The sequence below is a fragment of the Sphingomonas sp. BT-65 genome, from assembly GCF_026107375.2.
GTDB lineage: Bacteria > Pseudomonadota > Alphaproteobacteria > Sphingomonadales > Sphingomonadaceae > Sphingomonas.
This window is the reverse complement of sequence record NZ_JAPCIA010000001.1, coordinates 2,120,396-2,139,884: the sequence shown is the minus strand read 5'-3', so window position 1 is coordinate 2,139,884 and position 19,489 is coordinate 2,120,396. Positions and strand designations below refer to the sequence as shown.

13 protein-coding genes and 1 tRNA gene are annotated in these 19,489 nt (G+C 67.2%); 9 read left to right on the top strand and 5 right to left on the bottom strand.

Translation table 11 applies throughout. The annotated features are described in order from the left end of the window. The first annotated feature begins 30 nt into the window (after window positions 1-30). The 4 genes from OK349_RS10135 (at window position 31) to OK349_RS10120 (ending at window position 6,168) form a co-directional block, all read left to right on the top strand. Entirely contained in the window at window positions 31-1,236 is a 1,206-nt protein-coding gene (locus OK349_RS10135; protein ID WP_265117690.1) for an efflux RND transporter periplasmic adaptor subunit, read from the top strand. A gap of 21 nt (window positions 1,237-1,257) precedes the next feature. Next, window positions 1,258-4,389 carry an efflux RND transporter permease subunit gene (locus OK349_RS10130; RefSeq protein ID WP_265117689.1) on the top strand — a complete coding sequence of 1,044 codons (3,132 nt, stop codon included), beginning with the start codon at window positions 1,258-1,260 and terminating at the stop codon, window positions 4,387-4,389. 127 nt (window positions 4,390-4,516) lie between these two features. Next, window positions 4,517-5,722 (top strand): DUF445 domain-containing protein, encoded by a 1,206-nt coding sequence (locus OK349_RS10125; protein ID WP_265118577.1) that lies wholly within the window; start codon window positions 4,517-4,519, stop codon window positions 5,720-5,722. Window positions 5,723-5,910: 188 nt separating this feature from the next. Beyond that, window positions 5,911-6,168 carry a hypothetical protein gene (locus tag OK349_RS10120; protein WP_265117688.1) on the top strand — a complete coding sequence of 86 codons (258 nt, stop codon included), beginning with the start codon at window positions 5,911-5,913 and terminating at the stop codon, window positions 6,166-6,168. Between the two features lie 41 nt (window positions 6,169-6,209). Here the strand turns inward: OK349_RS10120 and OK349_RS10115 are convergent, their stop codons facing one another. Continuing rightward, on the bottom strand, window positions 6,210-6,884 hold the full coding sequence (locus OK349_RS10115; RefSeq protein ID WP_265117687.1) for an HAD family hydrolase: 675 nt from the start codon (window positions 6,882-6,884) through the stop codon (window positions 6,210-6,212). Between the two features lie 96 nt (window positions 6,885-6,980). Here OK349_RS10115 and OK349_RS10110 point away from each other — a divergent pair, with 96 nt between their 5' ends. The 4 genes from OK349_RS10110 to OK349_RS10095 are packed head-to-tail and all read left to right on the top strand — an operon-like array spanning window position 6,981 to window position 10,502. After that, on the top strand, window positions 6,981-8,087 hold the full coding sequence (locus OK349_RS10110; protein WP_265117686.1) for an ABC transporter permease: 1,107 nt from the start codon (window positions 6,981-6,983) through the stop codon (window positions 8,085-8,087). Continuing rightward, window positions 8,087-8,899: an ABC transporter ATP-binding protein gene (locus OK349_RS10105; protein ID WP_265117685.1), complete on the top strand. Its 813-nt coding sequence runs from the start codon at window positions 8,087-8,089 to the stop codon at window positions 8,897-8,899. The genes OK349_RS10110 and OK349_RS10105 overlap by 1 nt, the downstream gene beginning before the upstream one ends. A gap of 8 nt (window positions 8,900-8,907) precedes the next feature. Next, window positions 8,908-9,879, top strand: a complete 972-nt coding sequence (locus OK349_RS10100) for an MlaD family protein (protein ID WP_265117684.1) — start codon at window positions 8,908-8,910, stop codon at window positions 9,877-9,879. 8 nt (window positions 9,880-9,887) lie between these two features. Continuing rightward, window positions 9,888-10,502 carry an ABC-type transport auxiliary lipoprotein family protein gene (locus tag OK349_RS10095; RefSeq protein ID WP_265117683.1) on the top strand — a complete coding sequence of 205 codons (615 nt, stop codon included), beginning with the start codon at window positions 9,888-9,890 and terminating at the stop codon, window positions 10,500-10,502. Window positions 10,503-10,629: 127 nt separating this feature from the next. Here OK349_RS10095 and OK349_RS10090 read toward each other — a convergent pair whose 3' ends face one another. Beyond that, on the bottom strand, window positions 10,630-11,505 hold the full coding sequence (locus OK349_RS10090; protein ID WP_265117682.1) for a peptidylprolyl isomerase: 876 nt from the start codon (window positions 11,503-11,505) through the stop codon (window positions 10,630-10,632). Between the two features lie 86 nt (window positions 11,506-11,591). Between OK349_RS10090 and OK349_RS10085 the strand changes: the two genes are divergently transcribed. Beyond that, window positions 11,592-11,682, top strand: a tRNA-Ser gene (locus OK349_RS10085). A gap of 197 nt (window positions 11,683-11,879) precedes the next feature. Here the strand turns inward: OK349_RS10085 and OK349_RS10080 are convergent. From OK349_RS10080 to OK349_RS10070, 3 genes are all read right to left on the bottom strand, one after another. Then, a complete protein-coding gene (locus tag OK349_RS10080; RefSeq protein ID WP_265117681.1) occupies window positions 11,880-13,154 on the bottom strand; it encodes an MFS transporter in 1,275 nt (424 codons plus the stop codon). Window positions 13,155-13,259: 105 nt separating this feature from the next. Then, the gene (locus tag OK349_RS10075; RefSeq protein ID WP_265117680.1) at window positions 13,260-16,295 is read right to left on the bottom strand and encodes a glycosyl hydrolase family 28-related protein; all 3,036 of its coding nucleotides are present in this window, start codon (window positions 16,293-16,295) and stop codon (window positions 13,260-13,262) included. 86 nt (window positions 16,296-16,381) lie between these two features. Continuing rightward, window positions 16,382-19,375: a TonB-dependent receptor plug domain-containing protein gene (locus OK349_RS10070; RefSeq protein ID WP_265117679.1), complete on the bottom strand. Its 2,994-nt coding sequence runs from the start codon at window positions 19,373-19,375 to the stop codon at window positions 16,382-16,384. Window positions 19,376-19,489: the final 114 nt, after the last annotated feature.

Below are 19,489 nucleotides of genomic sequence, written 5' to 3'. Positions count from 1 at the left end.
GTCGCATGACCGAGGTGGAAAGAGTCGCGCATGAACTATGAGGCAGGGATGTTGGGCAGGGACGAGCAGCTGGCACTGGAGGGGGAAGGCCGGTCGAAGCGGCGCTGGTGGATCATCGGCGGTGCGCTGGTCGCGATCGCGGTGCTCGCCGCGGCTTGGTTCGCCTTCGCCTCGGGCAGCGGCGGCGGCGAGAAGGCCGGCGCGGCAGCCAAGGGCGCGGAAGGCGGGGGCGGCAATCGCCAGCTTCCGGTGGTGACCGTCGCGGTGCCTGGCCGCCAGTCGATCGACCGCGTGATCAGCGGCACCGGCTCGCTCGCCGCGCGGCGCGAGATGCCGGTTGGCGTCGCCGGCGAGGGCGGCGAGGTGACGCGCGTGCTGGTCGAGCCCGGCGACTGGGTCGCGGCGGGCCAGGTGCTGGCGACCGTCGACCGCTCGGTCCAGGCACAGACCGCCCAGTCGCAGGCGGCGAACGTCCGCGTCGCGCAGGCCGATCTCAAGATCGCGCAGTCCGAGCTCGACCGCGCGCAGCAGTTGCTCGGCCGTGGCTTCGTGTCCAAGGCCGATATCGACCGCAAGACCGCGACTCGCGATGCCGCGGCGGCGCGGGTCCGCGTCGCGCAGGCACAGCATTCCGAGACCAACGCGCGCAACCGCCGCCTCGACATCCGCTCGCCCGCGGCGGGCCTGGTGCTGACCCGCACGGTCGAGCCGGGCCAGATCGTGAGCTCGGGATCGGGCACGTTGTTCCGCGTCGCGCAGGGCGGCCAGTTCGAGATGCGCGCGCAGCTCAGCGAGGCGGACCTCCAGCGCATCCCGGTCGGCGCGCGCGCCGAGGTCACGCCGACGGGCACGACCGAGACCTTCATCGGTCAGGTGTGGCAAGTCTCGCCCGTGATCGATCCGCAGACGCGCCAGGGCATCGCCCGCATCGCGCTGTCCTACAACAAGGCGCTGCGCCCGGGCGGCTTCGCCAGCGCGCGGCTCCACACCGGCGGTCAGGTCGCGCCGATGCTGCCGCAATCGGCGATTCAGAGCGACGCCAAGGGCAACTTCGTCTATGTCCTCAACGCCAAGGATGAGGCGGAGCGCCGTCCGATCACCACCGGCGACGTGTCCGACGCTGGCGTGGCGATCACCAGCGGCCTCAACGGCACCGAGCGCGTGGTGATCACTGCAGGCGCCTTCCTCAATCCGGGGCAGAAGGTGCGGCCCAACCTCACGCAGCTCAAGCGGTGATGCGGGACTAAGGATACAGCTATGGGCTTTCGCAACATCTCGGCCTGGTCGATCCGGAACCCGGTTCCGCCGATCGTCCTGTTCATCGCGCTGACGATCGCGGGCTTCGTCAGCTTCGCGCGGATGGACGTCAACAACGATCCCGACATCGACTTCCCGATCGCGATCGTCACGATCAGCCAGCCGGGTGCGGCGCCGACCGAGCTCGAGACCCAGATCACCCAGCGCGTCGAATCCGCGGTGCGCGCGCTGCAGGGCATCGACCAGATCGAATCGAACGTCACCGAGGGCAGCTCGGTCACGATCATCCAGCTCGACATCGGCACGCCGATCGACCGCGCGGTGAACGACGTGCGCGAGGCGATCAACCAGATCCGCGGCGACCTGCCCGACGGCATCCTCGAGCCGCAGGTGTTCCGCGCAAACACCACCGACAACGACATCGCCAGCTTCACCGCCATCGCCACCGACATGACGATGGAGGAGCTCTCCTGGTATGTCGACAATGCGGTGGCGAAGGAGCTGCTGTCGGTCTCGGGCCTCACCGCGGTCGACCGCGTCGGCGGCGTCAACCGCGAGATCCGCGTCATCCTCGATCCGGCCAAGGTCCAGTCCTATGGCCTGACCGCGAGCCAGGTGAACCAGCAGCTGCGCCAGGTGAACCTCAACGCCGCGGGCGGCCGCGCCGAGATCTCGGGCACCGAGCAGTCGGTGCGCGTGCTCGGCAACGCCGCCAACGCCTATGCGCTCGGCCAGACCCAGATTTCGATCGGCGGCGGCCGCACGGTGCGCCTTTCCGACATTGCCGACGTCAAGGATCTCTATGCCGAGCAGCGCAGCTCGGCCGAGTGGAACGGGCAGCAAGTGCTCGCCTTCGACATCAAGCGCGGCAAGGGCGCGTCGGACGTCGCGGTGTTCCACGCGGCGGAGAAGAAGCTCGAGGAGCTGCAGAAGCGCAATCCCAAGGTGCGCTTCGAGGTGCTGTTCAACAACACCGAATATGCCGAATCGCAATATCACTCGGCGATCGAGGCGCTACTCGAAGGTGCCGCGCTCGCGGTCGTCGTCGTCTTCCTGTTCCTGCGCGACTGGCGCGCGACGCTGATCTCGGCGCTGGCGATCCCGCTGTCGGCGATCCCGACCTTCTTCTTCATGGAGCTGCTCGGGTTCAACTTGAACCAGATGACCTTGCTCGCGCTCAGCCTGGTGGCGGGCGTGCTGGTCGACGACGCGATCGTGGAGATCGAGAACATCGTCCGCCACATGCGTATGGGCAAGACCGCCTATCAGGCAGCGATCGACGCGGCCGACGAGATCGGCGTCGCGGTGGTCGCCACCACCATGTCGATCGTCGCGGTGTTCCTGCCCGTCGGCATGATGCCCGGCATTTCGGGCCAGTTCTTCAAGAATTTCGGCCTCACCGTCGTCGCGGCGGTGCTGATGAGCCTTGCCGTCGCGCGCCTGCTGACGCCGATGATCGCCGCCTATTTCCTCAAGGCGAAGGGCCACGCCACCCATGGCGAAGGGTGGATGATGGACCAGTATATGAAGATCCTGCACTGGACGCTGCGCCATCGCTGGTCGGCGATCGTCGGCGGCATCGTGTCGCTCGCGCTCACTGTCGTCTGCTTCATGTCGCTGCCGATGACCTTCCAGCCCAATCTCGATCAGGACGCGGTGACCGCGAGTATCGAGATGGTGCCCGGCACCACGCTCGAGCAGACCAAGGTGGTGGTCGATCGCGTGCGCGACCTGCTCGCTGCGCAGGAAGGCGTCGACAACACCTATTCGCGCGCCTTCGTCGGCAATGGCCGCGTCACCGCGATGCTGGCCAAGAAGCGGCCGTTCAAGAGCGACGAGTTCGAGCGCCGCCTGACGCCCGAGCTCGCCAAGATCCCCGACGCGCGCGTCTCGTTCCGCAACCAGCAGGGTTGGGGCGGCTCCGGCCGCGCCCTCACCATCACGCTCGGCGGCGAGGACCCGGCGCTGCTGACGCGCACCGCACAGAAGATCGTCGAGGAAATGGAGGGCCTCAAGAGCGTGGTCGCGCCGCGCATCTCGGGCGACCTGCAGCGGCCCGAGATCGTGATCCGGCCGCGCATGGACCTGGCGGCCGATATGGGCGTCACCACCGCCGCGCTGTCGACCGCGATCCGCATCGCGACGCTCGGCGACATCGACCAGAACAGCGCGCGCTTCTCGCTCTCGGATCGCCAGATCCCGATCCGCGTCGCGCTCGACGAGGATGCGCGCGCGAAGCTCTCGACGATCCAGAACCTGCCGGTGCAGACCCAGGCGGGCGGATCGGTGCCGCTGAGCCTCGTCGCCGATATCGGCTTCGGCGCCGGCCCGACGCGCATCGACCGCATCAACAAGCAGCGCCGCATCATGATCGGCGCCGATCTCGCCCCCGGCATCGTCAGCGGCGAAGCGATGAAGCAGATCGATCAGCTGCCGACGATGAAGAACCTGCCGCTCGGCGTCGGCAAGCTCACCCTCGGTTCGGCCAAGTGGCAGGCCGAGATGGTGCAGAACTTCATCATCGCCGTGATCTCGGGCATCTTCCTGGTGTTCGCGGTGCTGGTGCTGCTCTACCGCCGCTTCGTCTCGCCGCTGGTCAATATGGGCTCGCTGCTGCTCGCCCCGCTGGGCGGCCTGCTGGCGCTGATGATTGCCGGCCAGCCGATCTCGATGCCGGTCTATATCGGCCTGCTGATGCTGCTCGGCATCGTCGCCAAGAACTCGATCCTGCTGATCGACTTCGCGATCGAGGAGATGGAGAAGGGCGTCGACAAGCTCACCGCGATCGCCGACGCCGGGCACAAGCGCGCCCAGCCGATCGTGATGACCACGGTGGCGATGGTCGCGGGCATGGTGCCCACCGCGCTCTCGCTGACGGGCGACTCCTCGTGGCGCGCGCCGATGGGCATCACCGTGATCGGCGGCCTGATCCTGTCCACCGTGCTCACGCTGCTGATCGTCCCGGCGAGCTTCAGCCTGGCGATCGGGGTCGAGAAATGGCTTGGCCCGCGTCTGCGCCGCCGCCTGCTGACCTATACGCCCGGCGACGAGCATGGGCCGCAGGGGCCCGTGATCGAGCATCAGGGCCGCATCGGTCACGGGGGCGGAGAGGGAACCCAGCCTGCCGAGTGAACCAATTGCGCGCGGGGGGATTGTTACGGGCATGAACCCGTCTCCCCGCGTGCTTTCCGGCCGCGCGCTTTCCGGCCGAGTGTTCAACGGCCTGCGCCGCGAACCGGCCCCGCCCGGCCTGCGGCGGATGCGCTTCATCGCCACCGGGCTGCTCGTCGCGATGGCCGCGGTCTATCTCGCGGCGCGGCATTATGAGCCCGTCTACCCGGCTGCCGGGTTCGTCCGCGCCTTTGCCGAGGCGGCGATGGTCGGCGGGCTGGCCGACTGGTTCGCGGTCACCGCGCTGTTCCGCCACCCGCTCGGGCTGCCGATCCCGCACACCGCGATCATCCCGCGCAACAAGGATCGCATCGCGACCGCGCTCGCCAATTTCCTGCGCGACAATTTCCTCGTGCCCGGCGTGGTCGCACGGCGCATGCGCCGCCTCGACGTCGCGGGCGCGGCGGGGCGGTGGCTCGCCCAGCCGCCCGAGTCCTCGGGCCGCCTGCGCCGTGGCGCCTCGCGCATGGCGGCGAGCCTGCTCGAATCGCTCGACCAGGAACAGCTCGGCGGGATGATCAAGAGCGCGGTCGCCAGCCGCCTGCGCCAGACCGATGTCGCGCCGCTGATCGGTCAGGCGCTCGGCGCCGCCATCGCCGAGGGGCGCCATCTGCCGCTGATGGACGGCATGCTGCGCTGGCTCGCCAAGGTGATCGACCAGAATGAAGAGCTGATCCGCAAGATGGTGCACGAGCGCGCCGGCGCGATCATGCGCTGGACCGGGCTCGACGAGACGCTCGCCAACGCGATTATCGACGGGCTCTACAAGCTCGTCGCCGACGTCGCTGAGGATCCCGGCCACCCGCTGCGCGCCAAGGTCGAGGAGGGGCTCGAGAAGCTCGCCTTCGACCTCCAGTTCGACATCCCGACGCGGGTGAAGGTCGAGGAGTTCAAGGCGGAGATGCTCGACAATCCGGCGCTCGCCCGCTGGATCGAGGGGATGTGGGAACAGGGCCGCAACGCGCTGCTGCGCATCGCGCGCGATCCCGATGCGGCGCTGGCGGGCAAGCTCGGCGACGCGCTGCGCCAGCTTGGGCAGACGCTGCAGAACGACCCGCGGCTTGCGCACATGATCAACCGCTTCGTCCGCCGCGCCGCGGTCGGCACCGCTGCCGACTATGGCGACGGCATCGTGCGGCTGGTGTCGGACACGGTGCGCGGCTGGGACGCGCGCACGATCACCGGCCGGCTGGAGAATGCGGTGGGGCAGGACCTGCAATATATCCGCATCAACGGGACGTTGGTCGGCGGACTGGTCGGGCTCGTCATCCACACGCTGCACCTGTGGCTCTGATACTCAGCGTTCACCGCATACCCCACCGTCATCCCGGCCCTGTGCCGGGATCCAGGGCTCCCCGAGCGATGCCATCGAATCTGACGCGCATCGCCCGCCGCACGGTGGACCCCGGCACAGGGCAGGGGTGACGGTGGGGATGAGGGTCGGCTATTGGTTACGGTCATTCGCCGTAGTAACTTCGTGAGATGACCATGACCCTGCTGAGCGTGGGTAAGCACCTGTCGCTCGAGTTCGATCCAAGCGATCTGGATGCGATTCAAGCATTGGTTGACGCGCAATATCCGGGTCGGAAAGCAGCTCCGGCTGGCATCGCGACCATCCTCGCCTTCGGCGGCGAGGAGTTCCTCTATCAGAACGAATGGGATGATCCCTGCTTGATATCTTCCTCCACGAGAGGAGATGAGATTCTACGTAGCATGTACGCCCAACTGTCCGGTGGTTGAACCTCCGCAACCGCGTCGCTAGCCCACGGTTTCCACTGCGCTCACCCCTCCCAGTCCAGCACCGCCCACCCGCGCGCCGCCGCCAGCCGCCGCAGCGGCCCGTGCGCATTCACCGCGAACGCCTCGTCCGCCCATTCGAGCACCGGCGCGTCCGAGACATGGTCGCTGTAGAAGCGCACGCGCACATCGCCCCGCGCCAGCCCCTCGCGCGCCAGCCATGCCTCGATCAGCCGCAGCTTGGCGGGGCCGTAGCAATTCTCGCCCTCGATCCCCGCCAGCACATTGCCGTCGGCGTCGCGCCGGGCCTCGGTCGCGATCACCTGGGTGATTCCCAGCCGTGCGGCGATGGCGCGGGCATAATAGCCATGGCTCGCGGTCGCCAGCACCGGCTCCCAGCCGGCGGCACGATCGGCCTCCACCCGCGCCCGGGCGTCGTCGAACATGTTGCTCGCCGCCACGCTGTCGGCGAACGCCTCCGCCACCGCGTCGAGGTCGGCCGGCGGGATGGCGCGGCCGAGCATCAGCCGATGCGTCGCCTGCTTGAGCTGGGCACGGTCGATCACCTTGGCGAGATAGGCGACCGACGCGATTCCAGCCACCGGCAGCAGCGCCAGCCGCCACGGCGCGCGGGTGAGTGCCGCATGGACCAGGAACGGCGTCCAGGTCGCCTTTCGCGTGATCGTCTTGTCCATGTCATAAATTGCAACACTTCGCATCGGAACCTTCGAGGCGTTTCCTGGATTGGGTCGGAGGTGAAACATCTGTAAAGGCAAGCGCTTGCCGTTCCAGTGCCAATCAATCATGGAAGAGGGATGAGCGCGCCAGCCGACTTCCAGCATGACGCGGCCGATGGCGGCACGCTGCGGTTCAGCGGCGATCTCTCGCTTCGCCACATCGGCGACCTGCCCGAGCGGCTCGCCGCGGTGAGCGGCTCCGTGGCCGAGCTCGATCTTTCGCGGGTCGAGCGGATCGACACGGTGGGCGCGTGGATCGTCCACCGTTTCGCGCGCGAGTCCGGCGCCAAGGTGTCGGGCCTCAACACCGACTCGCAGCATCTGTTCGATCAGGTGACCGAAGCCGACCAGCCGATCGCGACGCCCCCCGCGCCGCTCGGCACCTTCACCCGCCTGCTCGCGGAGATGGGCGAGGCGGTGATCCAGGCGTTCAAGACGCTCTACGGCCTGCTCGGCTTCATGGGCGCGACCGCGATGGCGTTCGGCCGGGTGATCGTCAATCCGCGCAGCTTCCGCTTCCACGCCACCGTCCACCGCTTTGAAGTGGTCGGCGTGACCGCGCTCGGCATCATCGGGCTGATGAGCTTCCTGATCGGCATCGTCATCGCGCAGCAGGGCGCGGTGCAGCTGCGCCAGTTCGGCGCGGAGGTGTTCACGATCAACCTGGTCGGCCGCCTCACGCTGCGCGAGCTCGGCATCCTGATGACCGCGATCATGGTCGCGGGCCGTTCGGGCTCGGCCTTCGCCGCGCAGATCGGCACGATGAAGCTGACCGAGGAGATCGACGCGATGCGCACCATCGGGGTCAACCCGATGGAAGCGCTGGTGATCCCCCGCGTGCTCGCGGCGGTGCTGATGCTGCCCTTGCTCGGCTTCTATGCGTCGGTGGTCGCGATGATCGGCGGCGGGCTGCTCTGCTGGATCTCGCTCGACATTCCGCCGGTCACCTTCGTCCAACGCATCCGCGAGGTGGTGCCGATCACCGATCTCTATGTCGGCCTGGTCAAGGCGCCCGTGTTCGGCGCGATCATCGCCATCGCCGGCTGCTTCCAGGGCATGCAGGTCGAGGCGGATGCCGAGCAGGTCGGCATGCGCACCACCACGGCGGTGGTGCAGGCGATCTTCCTGGTGATCGTGCTCGACGCCTTCTTCGCGGTGTTCTTCACCGAAGTCGGGTGGAACTGATGACCGCGGCGACCTTCGACGGTGAGGCGATCATCCGCGTGCGCGGCCTCAAGAACAGCTTCGGCGAGCAGGTCGTGCACGAAAATCTCGACCTCGACGTCAAGCGTGGCGAGATCCTCGGCGTGGTCGGCGGATCGGGCACGGGCAAGTCGGTGCTGATGCGCTCGATCATCGGGCTGCAGCAGCCCGACGCCGGGTCGGTCGAGGTGTTCGGCGAGAATGCGCTGGACATCGACGAGGACGAGGCGATCGAGATCCGCAAGCGCTGGGGCGTGCTGTTCCAGGGCGGGGCGCTGTTCTCGACGCTGACCGTGGCCGAGAATGTCCAGGTCCCGCTCAAGGAGTTCTATCCCAAGCTCGATCAGGCGCTGCTCGACGAGATTGCGGCCTATAAGGTGGTGATGACCGGCCTGCCGGCCGACGCCGGCCCCAAATATCCCGCCGAGCTGTCGGGCGGCATGAAGAAGCGCGCCGGGCTCGCGCGCAGCCTTGCGCTCGATCCCGAACTGCTGTTCCTCGACGAGCCCACCGCCGGGCTCGATCCGATCGGCGCGGCGGCGTTCGACGAGCTGACGCTGTCGCTCCAGCGCACGCTCGGCCTCACGGTGTTCCTGATCACGCACGACCTCGATACGCTCTATGCGATCTGCGATCGTGTCGCGGTGCTCGCCGACAAGCGCGTGATCGCGGTCGGCACCATCGAGGAGCTACTCGCGTTGGATCACCCGTGGATCCAGGAATATTTCAACGGCCCGCGCGGGCGGGCGGCGGTCACCAGCGTCGAGCGCGCGGCGGAACCGCAAGGGGCATGAGGCACTAGATGGAAACCCGGTCAAATCATGTGCTGGTCGGCGCCGTGGTGCTGATCCTGCTCGCCGTGCTGGCGCTGTTCACCGTGTGGCTCGCGCGCCTCAACACCGCGACGGAGAAGGAGTACGACATCTTCTTCAAGCAGGCGATCGACGGCGTGAACAAGGGCTCGGCCGTAGCCTTTTCCGGCGTGCCCGCGGGGCAGGTCAAGGAGATCGCGCTGTTCCCGCCCGATCCCAGCCTGGTGCGTGTGCGCATCAGCGTGAACAAGGAGGTGCCGATCCTGCAGGGCACCACCGCCACGATTCAGGGCGTCGGCTTCACCGGGGTCAGCCAGATCCAGCTCGACGGCGCGGTCAAGGGGGCGCCCGCGATCGTCTGCCCCGAAGTCAATCCGCGCAGCGTCTGCCCGCTGGGCGTGCCGGTGATCCCGACCAAGCAGGGCGGGCTCGGCGCGCTGCTCAACACTGCGCCGCGGCTGCTCGAGCGCCTCTCGACCCTCACCGAGCGGCTGACCGAGCTGCTCTCCGACCGCAACCAGGCGTCGATCGCCGGCATCCTCGAGAATACCGACCGGATGACCGAGGAACTGGCCAAGGGTGCGCCCGATCTGCGCGCCGCGATCGCCGAGCTGCGCAACACGGTCAAGCAGGCCGGGTTCGCCGCCGAGCAGATCGGCCAGCTTTCGGACACCACCGACAAGGTGCTGGCGAGCGAGGTCGGCCCGGCGATGGCCGATCTGCGCAAGGCGATCGCCTCGGCCGACGGCAGCATGAAGGCGCTCGAACGCACGCTGGGCAAGGCCGATGCCGGGATCGACCAAGTCTCGACGCAGACCCTTCCCGAGGTCAACCAGCTGATCCAGGATCTGCGCGAGATGTCGATCGCGCTGCAATCGGTGGCGGAGAAGGTCGATCGCGGCGGCGCCAGTTCGCTGATCGGATCGCCCAAGCTCCCCGACTATGACCCCAAGAAGAAGTGAGCAGTCCCATGAAGAAGCTCGCCCCACTCATGCTCATCGCGCCGTTCGCGCTCGGCGGCTGCATCCGTTTCGGCGCCGAGCCGCCGCCCTCGCTGCTGACGCTGACCCCGGCCGCCACGGTCGCGGTGGGCGAGACGGCGAACTCGGCCACCGCCAAGTCGATCACCATCACCGTGCCCGTCACGCCGCAGGAGCTGGCGGTGGCGCGCGTGCCGGTGCGTTCGGACGATACGAACGTCGCCTATCTCAAGAAAGCGGTGTGGGTCGAGCCGCCCAGCCGGCTGTTCGCGCGGCTGCTGTCGGAGACGATCTCGGCGCGCACCGGGCGGGTGGTGCTGACGCTGCGCCAGTCGCTGTCGGACCCTGGCGCACGGCTCGGCGGCGAGCTCAGACAGTTCGGCATTGACGCCGCGACGAGTGAAGCGGTGGTGACCTATGACGCGACATTGGTGCGCGACCGCCCGCCCGCCGAACGCGGCGCGCGACCGCCGATGACGTTCGAGCGGCGCCGGTTCGAGGCGCGCGTGCCGGTCGCCGAGATCACCCCCGCCGCTGCCGGCGTGGCGCTCAACACCGCCGCCAACCAGGTCGCGGCTGAGGTCGCCGACTGGGTCGGGCGCTGAGCTCAGCCATCACCTGGGCACTTGCAATGTTGGATTACGGCCGCGAGCCTTTCGCCGCTCTTTGACAATATTGGAATAGCAGGCCCCGCGCGTGGCAGTGTGACTTTTGGGACTTTTGGGCAGCGGACTATTGCTCGGCTGCCCGTCGTACCGGCGGCATGACATTGCAGATATCGGCGCCGCCCGCGGGCAGGTTGAAGAACGGCGGCTCGCGATTCTCGCGCGCCTTCACCCAGGCGGCGAAGCGGGCATTGTCCGCGGCGCGATATTCGAAGCGCGGGCGTTCCGCCGCGGGCAGCTCGCTCGCCAGCCGCACGCTGACGATCGGCACATATTGGCTCGCTTCCTTATAGAGCCCCAGCCCGCCCTCGGTGCCGCGCGGCAGGGACGAGAGATGCTCGACCCCCTCGAGCACGCGGCCGACGATGGCGATGTTGCGGTCGAGATGACGCGGGCCGTGGCCGATCACGGCATAGAGGTCGCCGCCGCTGCCCGTGCTCGGCGCGAGATCGCGCGCGACACCGACCATCCCGTAGCAATGCGGGATCCACGCGACCTTGCCGTTGGTCGCGAGCGGCCAGCCGTCGGCGCTGTGCCCGGTGGCGGTCGAATAGGGGTCGGTCCGGGCGAGCTTCGTCACCGCATCATAGCGCGGCCAATCATATTCGGCGGGCGGCTGGGCGATCACGTCCGCGGGCAGCGGTTTCTTCTCGGTCGCGTCGCCCCATTGCACGACATAATTGTCGTGGACGCGATAGACCGTCTCGCCATCCCACCACCGCGCCGCGGCGAGCTTGCGGATATTGGCCACATGCATCGGCGTGTAGCGCGCGGCGAGGCGGATATAGACGCGCCGGTCGCCCGCCAGCGTCATCACCAGCAGCTCGTCGTCGGGCACCGCCCGCCAGTCGGCGGGCAGCGGGTCGGAGGGCTTGGGTGGAGGCGGGGGCGGCGCGGGCGGGGCGCTCGCCTGGAGCGCGAGGGCGAGAAGGGCGGTCAGCATGCGCGACAGGCTGGCACGGTCGCCCGCGGCGCGCAACGCTTGCGGTGACCGGCGCAAATCACTAGGGCAGCGCCTTCCTGGCATGCGGAGCGGTGGCCGAGTGGTCGAAGGCGCTCGCCTGGAAAGTGAGTATACGGCAAAACCGTATCGAGGGTTCGAATCCCTCCCGCTCCGCCAGACCCTGTCCGCAGGGGGGCCGTAGAAGTCCACCGAGATTGACGTTTTCCCTCTGAAATCCGACGCTTGGCGGGTCAGGTCGTTCACAGCAGTCCGCACGCGCCAATTGTGGCGTGGGTCTGATTCGTGGTCCCGACGTCGGTGCGAGAAGATGCCCGCAGCAAGCGGTAGACCCGCGCTGTCATCTGCTTCTTCGTTCACGCGCTCGTAGGTAGCCGCCTTTCCGCGAGGAGGACGCCGAAGGCGGCCAAGGCGAGGCAGAGGGCGAGGAAGAGCATGGGGGCGAGATCGCTGCCGCTTTCATCGCGGATGCGGGGCACCACCGTCTGCGCGACGAAGCCGCCGAGATTGCCGATCGAGTTGATGGCCGCGAAGCCGGCAGCAGCGCTGGCTCCCTTCAAGAAGCGGGGCGGCAATGTCCAGAACACCGGCTGTCCCGAAAAGATCGCCGGGGCCGCGATGCACAGCATGACGAACTTTAGTACCGGGCCGGGCACGAGGACGCTCAGCACTAGCGCCACCGCGCCGATGAGCGCCGGCCCCGCGATGTGCCAACGCTGGTTCTGGAAGCGCGCCGCGTGGCGCGGCACCCACCACAGCGCGAGGCCGACCAGCGTCCACGGAATGACGTTCAGGAAGCCGTTGACCGTATTCGAGACCCCGAAGCCCTTGACGATCGTCGGCAGCCAATAGCCAAGCCCATAGGCGGCAAGCGGAAAGCCGATATAGGCAACGGAGAGCGCCAGCACGCGCGGATCGGCGAGCGCGCGCATCGGGTTGCGATGGTCCGCGACATGTTCACCCGACCGCTCCGCATGGAGCACATCCGCCAGCCAGCTTTTCTGCCGCTCCGTTAGCCAACGCGCCTCGGCAGGGCCGCTCGGCAATGTCGCGAGCACCACCGGCACCAGGACCACCGCCGGTATTCCGGTGGCGATGAACACCCATTGCCAGCCGCGCAGGCCCAGCATGCCATCGAGATCGAGCAGCACGCCTCCTATCGCCGCGCCGATCGCGTTCGCAACGGCACTTGCCAGCATGAAGGAGCCGACCGCCCGCGCCCGGTGCGCCTGCGGGAACCACAGCGTCAACGCATAGAGTACGCCCGGAAAGAACCCCGCCTCGGCTACGCCGAGCAGGAAGCGCAGCACGTAGAACATGGTGGGGCTGCTGGTGAAGCCGAGCAGCACCGTGACCACACCCCAGGTCGCCATGATCCGCGCGAACCACAGTCTGGCGCCAACCCTTTCGAGCAGCAGGTTACTCGGCACCTCGAACAGGAAATAGCCGATGAAGAAGAGCGAGGCGCCGAGGCCATAGGCGGCCTCGCTGAGGCTCAAGTCGCTCACCATCTGCAGCTTGGCATAGGAGACGTTCTGCCGGTCGATATAGGCGACCATGTAGATGAGCCCGAGGAGCGGCATCAGCCGCCAGGAAACGCGGCTGATCGTCGCTCGCCCCAAATCGTCCATATCCATTCTCCTCAGGCGCGGCTCCGAATCCGCGACCGCCACATAATCATGAGATGCCGCCTCTGCGTGACCGGCATCGTTGCGCTTTTCGCTCGAACAGGCAGGTCAAGGCCAGCGGACCGCGTAGAGTGCGTGATGGGTGAGCACATAAAGGATGTTCCGCTCCGCCCCTCCGAAGATCAGCTGCAGCGGCCGATCGGGCACATCGATCCGGCCGAGCTGCCGGCCATCGCTCGCATGGACGAACACTTGCCCGTTCGCGACATAGACTCGGCCATCTGGACCTGCGGCGACGCTCTCGCCGCCGCGATCGGCGAAGACCTTGAGGTCGGTGACCGCGCCCGTCGTGTCCACCAACCCGCTATAGGTCTTGTTTTCGGAAGCGTTGGTGACGAGGACGCGCCCGCCAGCCTCAGCCGTGACCAAGCCATAAGTATCCAGCGCATGCGAGAAGCGCATGGCGCGGAAGTCGGGCGGGCCCTGCACGACCGTCCGATAGGCAGGCAGCATCAGGCTGCCGTCGGGCGAGACATATTGCCGTGCGTTGGGCGCGCCGATCTCTGCAGCGAAGATCTCGGCCAGCGTCCTGAAGCGGTAGGTCCTGGTATCGAGCTGGTCGCGGAACTCGCCATTCGCCCACCAATTGGCCGGTAGCGCAATGGCCGCATCGGTGCGCGCCGTCCCCGGCGTCGCTTCGATGAGTGCGAGCTCGCCGTCGGGGCTGCCTGGCTTGAAGCTGTAGACGGTTCCGCCTGGTCCGCTCGCGGACAGGACCATGAGGTTGCCGGAGCGGTCGGCGGCAAGATTGACGGGATCGAGCGGCTGGTCGCGCACGATCTCCAGCCGCCGCGCATCGGACCAGGCGTAGATGCGCTGCGCGCGCCGGTCGACGAAGTAGAGCGTGCCGTCCGGTCCGACCGCCGCGCCGCCGAGCGAATGGAAGCCATCGGCGAGCCGCTCCACGCGGCTGCCGTCGAACGTGGCTGCTGCGGGCGGAGGGGCGTCTCCCTTCACGTCGAGCACCGCGAACTGCCGCTCGCGTACCTCGACGCCGCGGGTGACGTCGTGAATGGCGTTTTCGAACGGAAACTTGGTGAGCCGCAGGAAGGTGAAGCAGCCCGCATCGTCGCAGGTGCCGACGCCGCTCTCGCCGTTCACGTGCACGTTGCGGAAGCGAATGTCGTGCGAATCGTAGAGAGTGACCGCGGCGGAGGCCGCCTTGCGGGTGCGCGTCACGCGATAGGCATGCAGATTTGCGACCAGAATGTTGCGGGAATTGCGGATCTCGAGCGCCACCGCGTCTCCGCTTTCGCCTGCCTCGCCCTCGGTCTGCGGCGCGAGCAGCTCCCAATTCGCCACGCGGTTGAGCCCGATCTCGGTGCGCACATGATGTTCGACCGAGGCCTGGATGATACGCCCGGGAGTCTCCGTGTCGGAGATGTAGATGCCGGGATGGCCGAAGGTGCTGGGGCTCCAGATGTTGGCGAAGGTGCCTCCGCCTCCCTTGGTGACCCAGAGGCTGGCATATTGCCCGTCCCAGCGGCGCGCCGGCTCGGGATCGCCGGTCTGGTTGCCGTTGTAGGGGCTGACCCGCGTGCCGTCGAACAGATTGGTGCCATGACCGCCCTGGAACTTGACGTCGGCGACCAGCGATGAAGCCCCGGCCGTCCACAGCAGGGCCGTCGCGCGCGGATTGACGCCATTGGTGTTGAGCCCAAGGCCGACCACCAGATTGTCGCCTCCAGCCGCACTTTGGACGAGCGCCTTGGGCGGGCCGACGCCATGGAAGCCGGCGGTGCGGTCGGGAAGGATGATTTGCGTGAGGCTTGGGTGGAGGCCGATGAGGACGCTCTCGGCGCGCAGCCGGAGCGTATCGGACACATGATAGAAGCCCGACGGGAAGTAGACAACGCGGTGCCCGTCGATCGCGCGCTGGATCGCAGCGGTATCGTCGGTCTTGTCATCCCCCTTGGCGCCGAGCGCGCGCACGTCGACCCAGTCCGCCACGGGCGGCAGCGGCCGGATGGCGGGCGCGATGCGCCGCGGGAGCTCGGCGATCGCTTCTGCACTGAATTGCGTCCGATAGGCACCCATCTCGCCGATCGAGGGCAAGGTCAGGCCGTAAGTGAAAGACGACACCCGATAGGCGCGGCCCTTACCGGTGACCGACCGCCCGCTCTCGCGGAAACGGGCGAAGGTCGGCGTGTTCGCCGCGACGACATCCTGGAAGCCGACCTGCGTGTAGACGTTGTTCTCGTTCGAGATCAGGACGGCGGCGCGCGAGACGTTCTCGAATCGCAGCTGCTGACCCCACAACCAGTCGCCATAGCCCCTGTCGATCTCGACCCCGACCGGCGTGTCGCGGAACGAAACGTTGACCATGGTGAGCCCCGCCTCATGCTCGCGAATGGCGGCGTCGCGCTGTCCCTCGAACGTCGCATCGACCAGAGCGAACGGCCAGGCAGGCGAGGTCTTTTCGGCAAGGATGCCGTAGCGCCCGCCGCGAAACACCAGCTTCTCGGCATAATTGGCGACATGATAGAGGCCGGCGAGACCCGAGCCGATGTCGAACTCGGCATGGCTGACATAGGCATGCTGCGCGGCGTGGAAGCGGATGGCGGCCGCTGCCGGATTGCCGGGGCCAATGCGAAAATCGATGTTGCTGAGTGCCGAGTAGAAGGTGCCGGGATTTGCATCGGCGATATTGGGATTGAACGGCACGCTCCCGGGAGGCGGGAAGGGAACCCGCCCCGGCGTGGCGGGATCTCGCTCGCGGGCGCCGGCGAAGATCAGCATGTTTGACAGGCCACGCTGGAAGCCGGGCGTATTGGCGCCGAGCAGGATGACTGGCCGCTGGGCGCCCACGCCGAAGATGCGCACGCCCGGCCAGAGGAAGAGGGTCTTGCTGATCCGGTAGGTGCCCGACGGGAGGAAGACGATGCCGCCGCCCCCCTTGTCGGCCGCTTGATCGATCGCCCGCTGGATCGCGGGCCCGTCATCCGCCTTCCCATCCCCCCTCCCCATGACCGTGACGGCGTTCGGCTCCGGCGGCGCAGTCAGGTAGATCGACTGGGCGGCGGCGGGCGCAGCCACCATCGTCAGCAGAAGGGCCGCGATCCAGATCCACAACTCGCTGCGCATGGCGGCACCTTGAGAAGAAGCTCCCGGCGGTAAGGCCGGGAGCAGGGAGGGGACCGAATTCATGTTCGTCACCTCAGCGCAGCCGCTTAGAAGCGGACGCGCGCGCCGAGGCGGAAGGTCGTGCCCAACGTGTCGTAGAGCGCTGGATTGACGTCCAGGCCCGTATTGGTCTGCGGCGAGGGCGTCGGGTCCTTGTCGAATACATTGTCCACCTTGCCGTAGATGGTGAACGCCTCGCTGACGTCGTACGAAGCCCCGATGTCGACGTAGAAGGCGCCGGGCATTTCGTTGAAGTCGATGGTCGGGTGATTGCCGGTGGAGACCGGGCAGTTCGACTGGCACACCACATATTGGTTGCCGAACACACCGTTGCTGAACCAACGCTCCTGTACCGTCAGGGTGAGCGGGCCATTCTCGTAAGTCTGGACCGCCAGCCACTTCCAATGGGGCGTGGCACCGGTATTCGCGCCGGCCTGGTCCACCGGATCGACGCCGGCGATGCCCGCATCGACGATGAACTCGCGGATGTGCGTGCCGAGTGCGCGCAGGGTGAAAGTGCCCGGAAGGCCCAGCGGCCGCTGCCACTGGTAGCTCGCCTCGATGTTGAAACCGCTCGTCTTCCACGACGCCAGGTTGAAGGGCTGCACATTGACGAAGTTGGTGCCCTGCGGACCGTCCAGCTGGAATCCGCCGCAAAAGGCCTGATTGCCCTCGAAGCAGAATTGCACGATCTGCTGCGCCGTGAGCGTGGAGATGACGCCGTTCAGCTTGATGCTGTAATAGTCGACCGACAGGCTGAGCCCCGGCGCCCAGGACGGGCGCGAATAGACGATGCCAAGCTCGGTATCGCGCGCGATCTCGGGCTTCAGGTCGGTGTTGCCGATCTGGTTCTGGAACACCTGCACCGCCACGTTGCGGAACGGATCGTTGAAGCTCGGCAGGGTCGTGACGGTCGGCGCCGCGAACAGCTCCGAGAGGTTCGGGGCGCGCACGTCGCGGGAGGTCACCGCCCGCAGCTTCAGGCCGTCGATCGGGGTCGTCCAGGTGCCGCCGACCTTCCAGGCCCACACGGTGCCGGACGTGCTGTAGTTCGTCACGCGAGCGGCCGCATTCAGGTTGGCGCGGCCCAGCGCCGAGCTGTTCCACAGCGGCACGTCGACCTCGACGAACCCCTCATAAACGTCATATGCGCCGCCCCCATTCTTGTAGTTGCCAGCGGCATAGTTGCTGCCCTGCGCGGAATTGAGCAGCGGATCTGCCGGATATTCCGGGCTGTTGGGGCTCAGCTCCGAGACGCCGGCGCCATAGGGGTCGGCGCGGACCTGGTAGAATTCGTGACGATACTCGCCGCCGAACGCGATCGAGAGCGGTCCCGCCCAGAGGTCGAACGGTTCGCCCGAGAAGTTGATGCTGGCGACATCCTGCGTCAGCCTGGTGTTCTGGAACGGGCCGTTGGGCGGCATGATATAGTCGAGCGCCGCCTGCGAGGGGCGCGGAGACCCGAACACGTTGATCGGCTGGCAGCCCAGCGCCCGGGCGTTGGGATCGGCGCAGACGATGACGCCGTTCAGCACGATGGCGTTGGTGGCGGCGACATAGCGGTTCTGCAGGACGATCTGCTCGACGTCGATATACGACTTGGTGGTGCCCTTCTGGTAATAGGCATCATATTTCCAGTCGCGCCCGCCGACGCCGAAGCTTCCCTTGAGCCCGGCGACGAAGCGATATTGGCGCCGGTCCGTATAGACTTGCGGGCTCGGGAACGAGCCGTTGCTGGTGCCCAGGGTGAATTCGGTGATCCCCGCCGTCGCGCACCGGTCCCGCACCAGCTGCGGCACATAAGGATTGGCGCACTGGACGGTCAGGCTCGCGCGATTATAGCCGGGGCTCGGCTGGTTGTGCGTCTTGACCTGCGCCACGTTGACAGAGACGTAGATCTCGTTGCCCTCGGCGAAATCATAGCCCAGGCGGCCATAGCCGTTGATCCGCTCCAGCGACGACTTCAGCGACGCGCCCGAGCCGACCGCGCCGGACAGGTCGCCGCCGACGCAGAAGGAGTTGCCCGGATAGCAGTTGCTGACCCGGCCGTTGCCCAGTGGCACGCCGTTCGAGCCATAGTTGAAATTATAGGGCGTGCCGTTCGCATCGAAGGCGATGCCCTGGAGCGGCCCGTTGTTGATCAGCCCGTAGAGCGAATATTGATAGGGCTGCGCATAGTCGCGATAGTTGAACTGCGGCAGGCCGTTGTTGGTGATGCCCGTATTCAAGAGCGTCGAGGCGCGGTGCCAATCGCGGCTCCCGGCAAGGTCGATGCCGAAATGGCCGGGTCCCACGCCGCCTTCATGGTCATATTCGCCGCTCAGCACGACGTGCAGGCGGTTGTCGAGGAACGCCTTGCCATAGGCTGCCTGGACAAGCGCGGTCCCGTCATCCCCATATTTGGTGACGCTGCCAAGGACGTTGGCCTTGAAGCCTTCGAAGCGCGTGTCGGTGATGAAGTTGACAACACCGCCGACGGCGTCCGAGCCATAGGAGGCGGAGGCGCCGCCGTTGACGACGTCGACCCGCTTGACCAGCAGCTGCGGGAACATGCTGATGTCGGGAACCCCGGTGACGTTCGAGCCGACCACGCGCTGCCCGTCCAGCAACGTCAGCGTGCGGATCGGCTGAAGGCCGCGAAGCGAGAAGGAGCTGATGCCCTGCAGGCCACTCGAGGTGCTGAAGGTGCCGGTCGCCGCGCCGGTCGAGCCTTGCAGCGAAGGGAGCTGCGCGACGGTGTTGAAGATGTTGGGCATCGCATTGTTCTGGATCTGCTCCTCGCCGATGACGGTGGTCGGCGTGGGGGCGGAGAATCCGCTTGTCGTGATGCGGGTGCCCGTGACGATGATTTCACGCTCGCCCTGGGCCGCATCACCCGGGTCGGCTTGGGCGGCCGGGGTCTCGGGCGCGGGAGCCGCAGGAGGCGTCTCCTGCGCCGCGTCTTTTGCGAATGCCGGGTTACCGAGCGCAAGTCCCGCCAGCACGGCGATGCTGGTGCTCGTGAGAAAAGGAAGGCGGCGCGGAAGAAAGGTCTTCGTCATGTCTCAAGCCCCCGAATAGATTGTCCTCCCGGCTCCCGCCGGTTCGAGTTGCATCCGAGGGCTTAACTCAACGATGGTAGCGCTACATCTACGACCAAAGTCGAAGCGCGGCGT